At 61.6% G+C, this 13,168-nt stretch carries 12 protein-coding genes; 5 read left to right on the top strand and 7 right to left on the bottom strand.

Translation table 11 applies throughout. The annotated features are described in order from the left end of the window. The first annotated feature begins 51 nt into the window (after nt 1-51). The gene (locus V8N38_RS02900) at nt 52-1,485 is read left to right on the top strand and encodes a glycosyltransferase family 39 protein (protein WP_060440797.1); all 1,434 of its coding nucleotides are present in this window, start codon (nt 52-54) and stop codon (nt 1,483-1,485) included. 31 nt (nt 1,486-1,516) lie between these two features. On the opposite strand, the gene V8N38_RS02905 is transcribed toward V8N38_RS02900, so the two are convergent. Then, nucleotides 1,517-2,518, bottom strand: coding sequence for a zinc-binding alcohol dehydrogenase family protein (locus V8N38_RS02905; RefSeq protein ID WP_147839719.1), 1,002 nt, complete (start codon nt 2,516-2,518; stop codon nt 1,517-1,519). 97 nt (nt 2,519-2,615) lie between these two features. Here V8N38_RS02905 and V8N38_RS02910 point away from each other — a divergent pair, with 97 nt between their 5' ends. Further along, nucleotides 2,616-3,527 (top strand): LysR family transcriptional regulator, encoded by a 912-nt coding sequence (locus V8N38_RS02910; protein WP_038878520.1) that lies wholly within the window; start codon nt 2,616-2,618, stop codon nt 3,525-3,527. Nucleotides 3,528-3,557: 30 nt separating this feature from the next. On the opposite strand, the gene ettA is transcribed toward V8N38_RS02910, so the two are convergent. The 4 genes from ettA to V8N38_RS02930 form a co-directional block, all read right to left on the bottom strand. Beyond that, on the bottom strand, nt 3,558-5,225 hold the full coding sequence (gene ettA / locus V8N38_RS02915; RefSeq protein WP_025159620.1) for an energy-dependent translational throttle protein EttA: 1,668 nt from the start codon (nt 5,223-5,225) through the stop codon (nt 3,558-3,560). Between the two features lie 142 nt (nt 5,226-5,367). Further along, nucleotides 5,368-5,865: an OmpA family protein gene (locus tag V8N38_RS02920; protein ID WP_033649136.1), complete on the bottom strand. Its 498-nt coding sequence runs from the start codon at nt 5,863-5,865 to the stop codon at nt 5,368-5,370. A 38-nt stretch (nt 5,866-5,903) separates the two neighbouring features. Continuing rightward, nucleotides 5,904-7,151: a diguanylate cyclase domain-containing protein gene (locus V8N38_RS02925; RefSeq protein ID WP_038878524.1), complete on the bottom strand. Its 1,248-nt coding sequence runs from the start codon at nt 7,149-7,151 to the stop codon at nt 5,904-5,906. After that, nucleotides 7,148-7,753, bottom strand: coding sequence for a YfiR family protein (locus V8N38_RS02930; RefSeq protein WP_060422355.1), 606 nt, complete (start codon nt 7,751-7,753; stop codon nt 7,148-7,150). Before V8N38_RS02930 ends, V8N38_RS02925 begins: the two co-directional genes overlap by 4 nt. Nucleotides 7,754-8,392: 639 nt before the next feature. Here V8N38_RS02930 and sltY point away from each other — a divergent pair. After that, nucleotides 8,393-10,321, top strand: a complete 1,929-nt coding sequence (gene sltY / locus V8N38_RS02935; RefSeq protein WP_060440795.1) for a murein transglycosylase — start codon at nt 8,393-8,395, stop codon at nt 10,319-10,321. A 54-nt stretch (nt 10,322-10,375) separates the two neighbouring features. Then, the gene (trpR, locus tag V8N38_RS02940; protein ID WP_016929152.1) at nt 10,376-10,705 is read left to right on the top strand and encodes a trp operon repressor; all 330 of its coding nucleotides are present in this window, start codon (nt 10,376-10,378) and stop codon (nt 10,703-10,705) included. An 11-nt stretch (nt 10,706-10,716) separates the two neighbouring features. Here the strand turns inward: trpR and yjjX are convergent, their stop codons facing one another. Further along, entirely contained in the window at nt 10,717-11,235 is a 519-nt protein-coding gene (yjjX, locus tag V8N38_RS02945) for an inosine/xanthosine triphosphatase (RefSeq protein ID WP_060440794.1), read from the bottom strand. A 101-nt stretch (nt 11,236-11,336) separates the two neighbouring features. Between yjjX and gpmB the strand changes: the two genes are divergently transcribed. Beyond that, entirely contained in the window at nt 11,337-11,984 is a 648-nt protein-coding gene (gene gpmB / locus V8N38_RS02950; RefSeq protein ID WP_038878534.1) for a 2,3-diphosphoglycerate-dependent phosphoglycerate mutase GpmB, read from the top strand. On the opposite strand, the gene robA is transcribed toward gpmB, so the two are convergent. Continuing rightward, the gene (gene robA / locus V8N38_RS02955) at nt 11,981-12,850 is read right to left on the bottom strand and encodes an MDR efflux pump AcrAB transcriptional activator RobA (protein ID WP_038878537.1); all 870 of its coding nucleotides are present in this window, start codon (nt 12,848-12,850) and stop codon (nt 11,981-11,983) included. The two genes, gpmB and robA, sit on opposite strands and share 4 nt — an antisense overlap. Nucleotides 12,851-13,168 lie beyond the last annotated feature (318 nt).

The raw sequence follows: 13,168 nt of genomic DNA on the forward strand, positions 1-13,168 counted from the left end.
TCGACAGCGACTAAGTTAAGATTTTCTTTACAATAACGCTTAGAAGAAGACATGTCTTATCGCTTACTCGCTCTCTGGTTGGTCTGCTATGCCGCAGCCTGGACGCTGCTGACTGTTCATCTCGATCCTACCCTGCCTTACGACGCCGTCGAGGCGCTCAACTGGGGCCTCAACGGCGAGTGGGGCTCACCGAAAAATCCGTGGCTGGTCGGTGCGGCGATGCATCCGGCGATCTGGCTGTCGTGGCTGCCGCTGAACGTTTACTGGTATGGCGGGCACTTCATCGCCATCGCCATCGGCATGTTGGGCGTCTGGCTGTTGGCGCGGCGCCTGAGCGGCAGCACCTCGCTGGCCTGGATGGCGCTGCTGACGCTCAACCTGTCCGGCATCATCAATTTCGACATTATTCCCTACAACGACAACTACCTGTTGGTGATGCTGTGGCCGTGGATGGCGCTGTTCTTCCACATGGCGATCTCGCGTTCGGCCAACTGGTGGCCGGCCTTCGCGTTGGTGGCCGGTCTGGCGATGATGGCGAAATACTCGACCTTCGCCTTCGTCTATTTCGTGGCGCTGTCGACGCTGTTCGTACCGCAGGTCCGCCGCTGCTATCGGCAGCCGCAGTTCTATCTGGCGGTGGCGATCTGGCTGGCGTTGGTGTTGCCGAACGTGTTCTGGCTCTGGAACCACGACTTTGCCGCCTTCAAATGGGTGGATTCGCAGATCAAGATGCAGCTCAACCTCGACATGCTGCAGTCGCTGCTGCTGGTGTTCTATCCGTCGCTGGTGCTGTGGGCGATCCTGCGGCGCAGCGGGGCGGTGCTGGCCTGGCCATCGGCGTTGCCGATGCGGGTGCTGTTGTGGATCTATCTGTTGCCGCTCGGCATTATCACTTTCTGGTTCTCCTTCAACGTCGGCGGCCGGTTGACCGAGTGGCTGCAGCCGTTCTTCATGCTGGCGCCCGCGCTGCTGGTCGGCTGCGTGCGTCAGCCGCCGGTGCGTTCACTGCGCGCGGCGACCCTCGGGCTGATGTGCGCAGCGCTGGCGGTCTATCTGGGGTATGCCGCAGTGATGGTGGGCAACGTGCGCAACGCCGGCCAGAAAATGGTGGGTATCAAGGCGTTCAGCGCCGGGGTGGAGCGGCAGTGGCAGGAGCGGTATGGCGTCGATCTACGCTACGTTGGCGGCGAATACCTGTCGCAGTGGATGACGGTGTACGCCGGTTCCCGGCCGCAGACCATTACGCGTTGGTCCAATCATACGCGCCCGAATATCTACAACGTCAACATCAGCTATCCGCAGATTGCGCAGCACGGCGTCGCCCTGTTCGGCCGGTTGGGCGAAGACTGCGCGCACAGCGACTTCGGCGGTGAGTTGGCCCACTGGCCGAAGATGCGCCTCGATTGGCAGCAGACGCTGACGTTCCGCGCCGATCCGCATGCCGACGAGCAGACGCTGTGCGTCGGCTTCGTCCGCCCGCAGTAACGGCGGCGCAGGGCGCCGCCGCGATTCAGACTTAGTAAGCGATAACCAGCTTGCCTTGCATATGGCCGCCGAGCAACTGTCGATGCGCGGCGGTCAGCGTGTCTACCGACAGCCCGTGCAGGGTTTCGCTCAGCGTGGTGCTCAGCTTGCCTTCGTCCAGCAACTGCGCCATCTGCTGCAGGATCTTGCCTTGCTGCGCGATGTCCGGGGTGGTGAACATGCTGCGGGTGAACATGAATTCCCAGTGCAGCGCGGCGCTTTTCAGCTTCAGCGCGTTTTGATCCAACGGCTGCGCGTTCTCGACGATGGTGCAGATATGGCCCAGCGGCGCGACCAGCTCGGCCATCACCGGCCAGTGGCCGTCGGTATCGTTCAGGCACAGGATGTAATCCACCTGCTCGATGCCGTGCTGAGCCAGGTTGCCTTTCAGATCGCGGTAGTCCACCACCAGATCGGCGCCGCGTTCACGGCACCAGGCGGCGGATTCCGGCCTTGAGGCGGTGGCGATCACTTTCACCTTGCTGCGCAATGCGGCCAGCGGAATGGCCAGCGAGCCGACTCCGCCGGCGCCGCCGATGATCAACAGCGTCTTGTGCTCCGGCGCATTCTGAATGTTCAGGTGTTCGAACAGCGCCTCCCAGGCGGTGAGGGCGGTGAGCGGCAGGGCGGCGGACTCGGCCCAGTTCAGGCTGCGCGGCTTGTGCGCGGCGATGCGTGAGTCGATCAGCTGGTGGCTGCTGTTGCTGCCGGGACGGGTGATGTCGCCGGCGTACCAGACTTCATCGCCGGGCTTGAAGCCGCTGACGCCGCTGCCCACGCCCACCACGATGCCGCTGGCGTCCCAGCCGAGAATGCGCGGCTGCTGCAGGCCGCTTTTCTGCAGACCGGCGTGCACTTTGGTGTCCACCGGGTTGACCGACACGGCTTTCACCTCCACCAGCAGATCGTACTGGCCGGGAACCGGCATATCCGGTGAAATTTCGATGAAACCGGCGGGGTTCTGCGGGTCTACGGCAATGGCTTTTATCGACATGATTGTACTCCTTTCAAATGATGCCCCCAGTGTAGACCCGCGGCAGTGGGGTGATAAGATGGACAATATCTAACTGAGTGTTCGTTTAAGGTGAACAATGGAATTCAAACAGCTGCAGGACATGGCGCTGTTCGCGCTGGTGGCGGAGTGCGGCAGCTTCACCGCCGCCGCACAGCGCGTGGGATTGCCGAAATCCAGCGTCAGCCAGCGCATCAGCCAGCTCGAACAGACGCTGGGGCTGCGCTTGCTCAACCGCACCACGCGCCAGCTGAACCTGACCTTCGCCGGTGAGCGTTATCTGGAACATTGTCAGGCGATGATGTCCGCCGCCGAACGCGCCGATCTGGCGCTGCAGCGGCTGCGCGATAACCCGAGCGGCCGCCTGCGCATCTCGACGCCCGCCGGGCTGGGGGCGACCCTGGTGGCGCGGCTGGCGGCGGATTTTCAGCGCCAGTACCCGGACGTTTCGCTGGAGGTGTCGGTGTCCGATGCCATGGTGGATCTGGTACAGGAAGGCTTCGATGCCGCGTTGCGCACCGGCAAGCCGCAGGATTCTTCGCTGATCGGTCGCCGTCTCGGGTATGCGCCGCGCTATCTGTTGGCGGCGCCGTCCTATCTGGCGCAGCATCCGCCGATCGAACACCCGCAGCAGCTGCAACAGCATCGCTGCATCGCCCACCGCGCCTGGACGGCCTGGAATCTGCGCTGCGGCGACGACTATTACCGTTGGCAGCTGCCGCTGGCGCACACCACCGACAACCTGCTGTATGCGCGTGAATGCGCTATCGCCGGTGCGGGGATCACGTTGTTGCCGGCGTTTCTCAGCCGCGAGGTGGTGGCGCAGAAGCTGTTGGTGGAAGTCTTGCCGGCGTGGCGCGCGGAGGGTAATGAGCTGTATCTGGTCTACCCGAGCCGCAAGCTGAATTCCCCGGCGCTGGCCTGTTTTATCGATGTGGTGCTGCAGCACCCGGCGTTTGATGACTACGCGCGCGAGCTGGCGCGGGAATAAAAAAAGGCGCCGCATGCGGCGCCTGGGGGATTACTTGGCGATCTTCTTGTACTTGATGCGGTGCGGCTCGAGCGCGTCGGCGCCCAGCGTACGCTTCTTGTACTCTTCGTACTCGGTGAAGTTGCCTTCGAAGAATTCCACCTTGCCCTCGTCCTGGTAGTCCAGGATGTGGGTGGCGATACGGTCGAGGAACCAACGGTCGTGCGAGATCACCATGGCGCAGCCAGGGAATTCCAGCAGGGCGTTTTCCAGCGCGCGCAGGGTTTCGATATCCAGGTCGTTGGTCGGTTCATCGAGCAGCAGCACGTTGCCGCCAACCTGCAGCAGCTTGGCCAGGTGCAGACGGCCACGCTCACCGCCGGACAGCTCGCCCACGCGTTTGCCCTGATCGACGCCCTTGAAGTTGAAGCGGCCGACATAGGCGCGGCTCGGCATCTCGGTGTTGCCGATGCGCATGATGTCCTGCCCGCCGGAAACTTCTTCCCACACGGTTTTCGAGCCGTCCATGCTGTCGCGGAACTGATCGACGGACGCCAGCTTGACGGTATCGCCCAGCACGATGCTGCCGGAGTCAGGCTGTTCCTGACCGGACATCATGCGGAACAGCGTGGATTTACCCGCGCCGTTCGGACCGATGATGCCGACGATTGCCCCTTTCGGCACTGAGAACGACAGGTCGTCGATCAGCAGGCGGTCGCCGTAGGACTTGCGCAGGTTGCTGACTTCGACCACTTTATCGCCCAGGCGTGCGCCAGGTGGAATGAACAGTTCGTTGGTTTCGTTGCGTTTCTGGTATTCGGTGTTGTTCAGCTCTTCGAAGCGGGCCAAACGGGCCTTGCCTTTGGACTGACGGCCTTTGGCACCCTGACGCACCCACTCCAGCTCTTTCTCGATCGACTTGCGACGAGCGGCTTCGGCGGAGGCTTCCTGCGCCAGACGCGCGTCTTTCTGCTCCAGCCAGGAAGAGTAGTTGCCTTCCCATGGAATGCCCTCGCCGCGGTCCAGTTCGAGGATCCAGCCGGCCACGTTATCCAGGAAGTAACGGTCGTGGGTGATCGCCACCACGGTGCCTTCGAAATCGTGCAGGAAGCGTTCCAGCCAGGCCACGGACTCGGCGTCCAGGTGGTTGGTCGGTTCGTCCAGCAGCAGCATGTCCGGTTTTTCGAGCAGCAGGCGGCACAGCGCTACGCGGCGACGCTCACCCCCGGACAGGTGGGCGATTTTGGCGTCCCAGTCCGGCAGGCGCAGCGCATCGGCGGCGCGTTCCAGTTGGGCGTTGAGGTTGTGACCGTCGTGCGCCTGAATGATCTCTTCCAAGCGGCCCTGTTCGGCGGCCAGCTTGTCGAAGTCTGCGCCTTCTTCCGCGTACAGCGCGTACACTTCGTCCAGGCGTTTCAGCGCGCCGACCACTTCTGCCAGCGCTTCTTCCACCGATTCACGCACGGTGTGTTCGAGGTTAAGCTGCGGCTCCTGCGGCAGGTAACCGATCTTGATGCCCGGCTGTGGGCGCGCTTCCCCTTCGATGTCGGTATCGATGCCGGCCATGATGCGCAGCAGGGTGGACTTACCGGCGCCGTTCAGGCCCAGTACGCCGATTTTGGCCCCAGGGAAGAAGCTCAGGGAGATGTTTTTCAAAATATGACGCTTCGGCGGTACGACCTTGCCGACGCGGTGCATGGTATAGACGTATTGAGCCACGTTGCTCTAAGCCTCTCTATATCAGTATTTATAGGATGTCTGGCGGCATGAGTGTAGCCCGTTTCGATCTCGGATCCCAGACATCGCTCAGCGATCGCTAAGTATAACCGTTTATGCGCCGATAAAGGCGCATATTGGTGGCTTATGGCGTGACGACGATCGCGACGCGGCGGTTTTCCGCGCGGCCGCTGGAGGTGCGGTTATCGGCAACGGGATCGCGCTTGCCCATGCCGCGGGTTTCGATATTGGCGCGCGGAATGCCGACGCTGGCCAGCAGATCGGCCACCGCATCGGCGCGGCGCAGGGAGAGCTGATCGTTATAGCTGTCTTCACCGTAGTTGTCGGTATGGCCGTCCAGGCGGAACTTGGTGATGCCGACGCTCAGCAGCGCACGGCCCATCTTCTGCACCGTCTCGGTGCTTTCCGGGTTCAGCTTGCCGATGTTGTTGCCGAACAGCACCTTATCCGACAGGCCAAACTCCCAGCCGTTATCGGTCAGCTTGAAGCCCTGCGATTGCAGCAGCGCGATCTGCTCGGGCGTCAGGCCCTGCGGCTTGCTCTGGCAGCCGGCGAGCGCCAGCAGGGCGACGAACACCATCGTCAGCAGTGAAAAACGACCTTTAAACAGTTGCTGTATCATAGTCAAAATCCCTAGTTCAAGTGTTATAGCCGGGGCTCTTATTTATGTATAGCCAGCCGCCAGCCTCCGTTATAACGATGCTTTGCCTGATACATCGCATCGTCAGCTTCGTGCAAAAGACCCTGAGGCGTCGAGGCGTGATCAGGGTACAGCGCAATACCGATACTCAGAGAGGTAATGACCGCCTCGTCGTTCGGCAAAATGACCGGTTGCGTCATGCAGTCGATGATGTTGTCAGCGATCTGCAGGACATCTTCCGTGCCGTGTACCGGCGCCAGCAGCACGGCGAATTCATCCCCGCCCAGACGCGCGACCAGATCGGTCTCGCGCAGCTGCGCGCGAATGCGTCCGGCAATGGTGGTCAGCACCGCATCGCCTGCGGCGTGGCCGTAACTGTCGTTCACTTCCTTGAAGCGATCGCCGTCGATAAACAGCACCGCCAATTTTGCCGGCGGCTCGATATCGCCCAGGGCGCGGCTCAGCCGCCCTTCGAAGAAGGCGCGATTCGGCAAGCCGGTCAGGCTGTCGTGCGTCGCCCGGTGGGCCAGCGAGTCGTTCTCCTGCTTCAGGTGGGCCTGCCAGGCCTCCAGCTCGTCGAGCAAGCCGTTGAAATCGTTGCTGAGCTCATGCAGCTCGGCGATCGGCGCCGACGGCACCCGCAGGCCGAAGGTGCGATCGCGGCGCACCGCGTGCGCCACGTTGGCGATGTCGTCCAGCGAACTGACGATGCCGACCAGCATACGGCGCGACAACACCAGGGCGCACAAGGTACTGAGCACCAGGCAGGCGATCATGCCGACCATGCCGCGCAACAGGAAACGCAGCAGGCTGCCGCCGTTGCCGCTCAGCCAGACCTGGCCGACCTGCTTACCCTCGTGGGTGATGGGCAGGATGACCGGTTCGGGCAGCGCCCAGTGTGCGACGATCTGCTCCAGGCCGTGCAGCGGCCCATCGGTGGGATGGCGCCAGTTGGCCAGCATCTTGCCGTTGTTGTCGAGGATCCGCGCGTCCGATACTTCTTCGTTGGAGGCGATCAGCATCAGCGCCTCGCGCGCGGCGGTGCGGTCTTCAAACACCACGGCGGCCTCGACGGTATAACTGATGGAGCGCGCGATCAGGTGCAGGTTGTGGTTGGCATAGGCGCGCAGTGCAAACAGCGCCACCAGCGTCAAAAAGATGCCGGCGGTGCCGACGGCGATCAGCGCCAGCCCAAGATGCACCCGCTGCAGCACTCGGCCCAGCGTCGGGCGCGCATTGCCGGAACGGTTTTTACGCAACAGCCTCATAGCGGCGGCGCCTGTTTGCGTGCCAGCTGCAGCACGTTGGGGTGGACGCGCACGCCGCTGCGCGCCAGGGCGTCCAGGTTGACCTTGAAGCTGGCCTGATCCCCATCGATCTGCAGGCAAAATGCGCTGCCGGCGGAGCATTCGCTATCGTTCTCGCTGATGCTGAGAATGGAGTTGCCGGAAATGCGCTGCATGAAATTTTGTCTCTGCGCGGCGGTGATGTTCCCTAAGTAGATAACATCGCAGCCGGTACTCAGCGTTGGGCTGTCGAACGGCACGCGCTCGGCTTTAATCGGACGCGGGGCGCTGAGCAGGATCGGATCGAACAACCCTTCGGCATACTGGGTGGGTGCGGTCACGCACAACCGGATCGGATTGGGTTCACGCGACCAGCGGGCGTAGCTGATGATGCCGACCACCACGGTCGTTACGGCGTGCGTGCGCTTTTGATAGGGATCATCGGCGGCGCGCGCAGGCCCGGGCAACGTCAGCAGCACCAACAAAACGATCAGCAACAGGCGACCGATATTCAGGCGTGCGGCATGGAAGCCCGGCACGGGGCTTTTTGCGCAACGCATCGCTATCGCGGTCTTACTTGCCATTTTCACCCGCCATTCCGGCCTGATCCACCGCCCGCAGGCCGTGGCCTGACAAGGAAAAATCCGGCCCGCTTGAAGGGACAATCGTTTTGCTGAAAGCTGTCAGTCGCACTGCCTAATGAACACTATCTAACCCATAATTGGCGCGGATTGTATTATAAGATGTCTTCGTTGGGCGCTTTATGTGCTGTTTTCTCGGAATTATCCTACTTATTTTTGATAGTATAAAAATGCCTACCCGGGTTTGCCACCGCTTTTCTGCAAAGTTGGCGCGTTTGGCCAGCTGTCAGGCGATTTGCGCAACGACTGCGTCATTTCGAAAATGTAATAATGTGATAGCTAATAATTAAAAAGTATTTTACTTCTCCAATAAGCACCGGGGCGGCTAATAAAAATCCGGTGGCTGGAAATATCCCGCCGGCCTGATTTGTCAGCCAAAGTAAACGTTTTTTACCTGGCTCCCGTCATGGCGATACACTTCTTCTTCTACAGTATTGAATGGATAAGCGATTGCGCTGTCTATGGTAGATATCTGCGTCCGGGCCGTGCGCCCGGCTTTATTTTGTCCCGCGGCGCCGTGGCGCGGCGGTCACCGGGGAGCTGGGCGGCTCCTGCGGTATAACCAGTGAGGAAAGAGCGAGGATGGTCAAGGTGGACAAGCGACGGCTGTTGGCGATGGGGCTGTGCCTGACGGCGTTTTCCGGCGCGGCGCTGGCGGATTCTCTGGATGCGCAACGTCAGCGCTACCAGCAGATCAAACAGGCGTGGGACGGCAATCAGATGGACGTGGTGGCGCAGCTGATGCCGACGCTGCGCGATTACCCGCTTTATCCTTACCTGGAATACCGCGAGCTGACGCAGGATCTGAGTCAGGCGGGGTTCTCCGAGGTGAACGACTTTATCAAACGCAACCCGACGCTGCCGCCGGCGAAATCACTGGCGCCGCGCTTCGTCAATGAGCTGGCGCGTCGCGAAGACTGGCGCACCCTGTTGGCCTTCAGCCCGCAGCCGCCCAAACCGGTGGCGGCGCGCTGCAACTATTACTACGCCAAGTGGGCCACCGGCGATCAGCAGGCGGCCTGGAGCGGCGCCGACGAACTGTGGCTGAACGGCAAAACGCTGCCGAGCGCTTGCGATCGGCTGTTCAGCGTCTGGCGCGGCGCGGGCAAGCAGACGCCGCTCGATATTCTGGCGCGCATGAAGCTGGCGCTGAAAGAGGGTAACAGTTCACTGGTCAGCAACCTCTACAGCCAACTGCCGGCCGACTACCAGACCATGGGCAACGCCCTGGTGCGCTTGCAAAACGATCCGACCACCGTGGAAGCCTTCGCCCGCAGCGTGGGGCCGACCGACTTTACCCGCGCCGCCACCGGCATCGCCTTTGAGCGCCTGGCGCGGCAGGATGTGGAAAACGCGCGGGCGATGATCCCGACGCTTGCGCGGCTGCAGAAAATGAGCGACGACGAGCGGCTGGGGCTGGAAGAGGCGGTGGCCTGGCGCCTGATGGGCAGCGATGCCACCTTTGAACAGGCGCAGTGGCGCGATCAGGTGATCCTGCGCAGCCGTTCGCCTTCGCTGCTGGAGCGCCGGGTGCGCATGGCGCTGGGTAACGGCGATCGGCAGGGCGTGGCGACCTGGCTGGCGCGCCTGCCGGAAGAGTCGCGCAACAAGGATGAGTGGCGCTACTGGCGCGCCAGTCAACTGATGGACGAAGGGAAACGCGCCGAAGGCGAGGAGATATTGCGTAACCTGATGACCGAACGCGGCTTCTATCCGATGGTGGCGGCGCAGAAGCTGAACGCCACTTATCCGGTGATGGTGGCGGTGGCGGCCAAGCCGCGCGCGTCGCTGACCGACGGGCCGGAAGTCGCCCGGGTGCGCGAGCTGATGTACTGGAATATGGACAACCTGGCCCGCAGCGAGTGGGGTTCCTACGTCGCCAGCCGCAGCCGGCCGGAACAAGAGGCGCTGGCGCGTTACGCCTTTGAGCAAAAATGGGCCGATCTGAGCGTGCAGGCGACCATCGTCGGCAAGCTGTGGGATCACCTGGAGGAACGCTTCCCGGTCGCCTGGCCGCAGGAGTTCCGCCGCGCCACCGATGACAAGGGGATCACCACCAGCTATGCGATGGCGATAGCGCGTCAGGAGAGCGCCTGGAATCCGAAGGCACAGTCGCCGGTTGGCGCTTCCGGCCTGATGCAGGTGATGCCGCGCACCGCGCAGCATACGGTGCAGATGTTCAACATCCCCGGTTACGTCGGCCCGAGCCAGCTGTTCGATCCGCAGACCAACATCACCATCGGCACCAGCTATCTGGAGTCGGTCTATCAGCAGTTCGGCCGCAACCGCATCCTGTCGACCGCCGCCTATAACGCCGGCCCGTCGCGGGTGAACACCTGGCTGGGCAACAGCGCAGGGCGGATCGATCCGGTGGCGTTCATCGAAAGCATTCCGTTCTCGGAAACCCGTGGCTACGTCAAGAACGTGCTGGCCTATGACGCGTTTTACCGCTATCTGACGCACCGGCCGGCCAAGGTGCTGACCGACGCCGAGTGGCAGAGACGTTATTGATTTTGACGGCCCTATGGTATGCTGCTGTACTAGTTAAATAGTATGGTGGCTGCCATGACGCAATTATCGTTAAACGACCCCGCTCTTTCAGAACAAGGCAATGAGGATTGGCTGCGCTTCGTCGCGCTGCTGCAGAATTCGTTTGCGCAAGAACTGCATCAACCGCTGCTGCAGCTGATGCTGACGCCGGACGAGCGCACCGCGCTGGGCACTCGGGTACGGATCATTCAGGAACTGATGCGCGGCGAAATGAGCCAGCGTGAGCTGAAAAATGAACTGGGCGCGGGGATTGCCACCATCACCCGCGGATCGAACAGCCTGAAAGCGGCTTCACCGGCGCTGAAACAGTGGCTTGAGCAGCAGTTGCTGCACGACGCGCCCTAACAGGCTCGGGGTTATTGCTGATAGATGGCGTTGTGGAACGGCACCAGCGCCAGCAGCAGCGCCTGATGATAAACGCTGGTGCGGCTCAGCCGGCCGTCGGTGAAGACGCCGATGGCGCCGCCCTGACGCTTCACCTCGGGGTTGCCGGTGATTGCCGCCATTTCGCTGCCCAATTCGCGACCGGCGCGAATACCTTGTAAGATGACTTCCGGCAGCATCAGGCTCGCCGAGCGGGATTCGCCGCGGATGTGCGGGTTCTCGATGGTCATCCAGGCGAAGGTCATATTCTCTTCAATCCCGGCTTCTACGCCGACCCAAAAATCGGCCTCGGGCCTGACCTGGCGCGCTTCCATGACGCGTTGGCGCGAGCCGGTGCGCGTTTCGTGATTGCCTATCGGCTGCAGCGAGACGCCGCTGGCGACGTCGACGGCTTCAATGCGATAGTGGCCCGCGCCGAAGACGTCGTCGAAGGCCAGTTGAATAGCCTTGATCTTTGCCGGGTTGGTAGTTGCAGCGACAACATGGTACATAACGGGTTTGATATCCTTCTGGCCGATACGCCGGGCAGCGGCAAAAGCGCCGCCGGGCCGGGGATAAACGCAAATTTCACGCAGTATAACGGAAAACAAAAATGTTACAGGTATACCTCGTTCGCCATGGCGAAACGGAATGGAACGCGGCTCGCCGCATCCAGGGTCAGTCCGACAGCCCGTTAACCGCCATGGGTGAACACCAGGCCCGTCTGGTCGCCAGGCGCGTCAGCAAAGAAGGCATTACGCATATCATTACCAGCGATCTGGGGCGCACGCGCCGCACCGCGCAGATCATCGCCGAAGCCTGTGGCTGCGAAGTGATTTGCGATCCGCGTTTGCGTGAGCTGCACATGGGGGTTCTGGAAGAACGCCTGATCGACAGTTTGACGCCGCAGGAAGAGCAGTGGCGCAAACAGATGGTCGATGGTACTCCTGACGGCCGTATCCCTCAAGGCGAATCCATGGAGGAGCTGGGCGAGCGCATGCGTGCCGCGCTGGAGAGCTGCTTGATGCTGCCGGAAGGCAGCAAGCCGCTGCTCGTCAGCCATGGCATCGCGTTGGGGTGTTTGATCAGTACGGTGCTCGGGCTGCCGGCCTATGCGGAACGTCGCCTGCGCTTGCGCAACTGCTCACTGTCGCGCGTCGATCACCAGCAGAGCCCGTGGCTGGCTTCCGGCTGGATAGTGGAAACGGCGGGCGATGTCACGCATCTGGACATGCCCGCGTTGGACGAACTGCAGCGTTAACGTCGAATCGGGATCAGGTAATCGCACTTGATCTCGATAGGCGCCTGATGCGGACGGCGCTCGCCTTTCGGATAGAAACGCTCGATGTCGTGCCCCTTGCGGCGCGTCAGCTGGAGCGCCGGCAGGCAGGTGCCGTACACCGTCAGGATGAAGTCTTGCAGCCCCTCGGTGGGCCCTTCATAGCTGAACATCGCGAATTCACCGCCCGGCAACACCAGCGGCTGGCCTTCCTGTACTTTGTCAGGCACCTGATCCGGCTCCAGCGCCGTGGTGTACAGCACTTCCTGTTCGTCGTCCTTCTCCTGGCTCGGGCGCGAGTGGTGCAGCCCGTACAACACCGGCGGCAGGGTATCGACGTCACCGAGGAACTGGCGCCAGAACTGCGAGCGCAGTTCGGTGCGCACGGTGGTGATCTGTTCCAGCGTACAGGAGTAGCTTTGGGTCAGGCCAACCAGATGCTTATCCGGCAACGAAACGAATTCCGGCTGCGGCAGGGTGAAGGCCCCCAGACGGATCGGCGGACAGATGCCGAACGCGTTCCAGTCTTCGGCACGGCGGTACAGCGCTGGCGTTTGCGCAAACTGTTTTTTGAAGGCGCGGGTGAAGGTCTGCTGCGAGTCGAAACGGTATTGCAGGGCGATATCCAAAATCGGCCGGCCGGTCAGACGCAGCGCGACGGCGGCTTTGGACAGCCTCCTTGCCCGGATGTAAGCACCGATGGCGTTACCGGTAATATCTTTGAACATCCGTTGCAGATGCCATTTGGAGTAGCCGGCCTTGGCCGCCACGTTATCCAGCGACAAGGGTTGGTCCAAATGGCTTTCCAGCCAGCTAAGCAGATCACGAATGATACCGGCTTGATCCATAGATCTTCCTCGTAAAGCTTGGGGGTAGGAACCCGAACTGTTGATTCGTCACGCTGGTGCTGCGCTATCAGACCGATCCATGAGCCATTATGCGTTGCACTCTTTGCCTCTGCTGCGCATGCCGCGCCAGAGTTGGATTGGGGTACACCGTAGTGGGCGCAAAGAAATAACGACGCCGCATCATAGCAATTTTTTTACTCCGCGACTCTCAAAGATTTTTGTCACGCTCTGTGCTAAAACGGACGGTGCGGAGCCGTAAAAAACCGATTCCGTGAGCTTAGACATAAATAATGGCGATCGCCGAACCTATTTTTGCGG

Origin of the sequence: Serratia nevei (assembly GCF_037948395.1) — a bacterium.
Lineage (GTDB): Bacteria > Pseudomonadota > Gammaproteobacteria > Enterobacterales > Enterobacteriaceae > Serratia > Serratia nevei.

Coding starts and splice junctions, on each gene's coding strand:
- yjjX (WP_060440794.1), bottom strand. CDS start 11,235: ATGTACCATGTTGTCGCTGCAACTACCAACCCGGCAAAGATCAAGGCT.
- V8N38_RS02905 (WP_147839719.1), bottom strand. CDS start 2,518: ATGTCGATAAAAGCCATTGCCGTAGACCCGCAGAACCCCGCCGGTTTC.
- V8N38_RS02920 (WP_033649136.1), bottom strand. CDS start 5,865: ATGATACAGCAACTGTTTAAAGGTCGTTTTTCACTGCTGACGATGGTG.
- gpmB (WP_038878534.1), top strand. CDS start 11,337: ATGTTACAGGTATACCTCGTTCGCCATGGCGAAACGGAATGGAACGCG.
- sltY (WP_060440795.1), top strand. CDS start 8,393: ATGGTCAAGGTGGACAAGCGACGGCTGTTGGCGATGGGGCTGTGCCTG.
- V8N38_RS02930 (WP_060422355.1), bottom strand. CDS start 7,753: ATGGCAAGTAAGACCGCGATAGCGATGCGTTGCGCAAAAAGCCCCGTG.
- robA (WP_038878537.1), bottom strand. CDS start 12,850: ATGGATCAAGCCGGTATCATTCGTGATCTGCTTAGCTGGCTGGAAAGC.
- V8N38_RS02910 (WP_038878520.1), top strand. CDS start 2,616: ATGGAATTCAAACAGCTGCAGGACATGGCGCTGTTCGCGCTGGTGGCG.
- V8N38_RS02925 (WP_038878524.1), bottom strand. CDS start 7,151: ATGAGGCTGTTGCGTAAAAACCGTTCCGGCAATGCGCGCCCGACGCTG.
- trpR (WP_016929152.1), top strand. CDS start 10,376: ATGACGCAATTATCGTTAAACGACCCCGCTCTTTCAGAACAAGGCAAT.
- V8N38_RS02900 (WP_060440797.1), top strand. CDS start 52: ATGTCTTATCGCTTACTCGCTCTCTGGTTGGTCTGCTATGCCGCAGCC.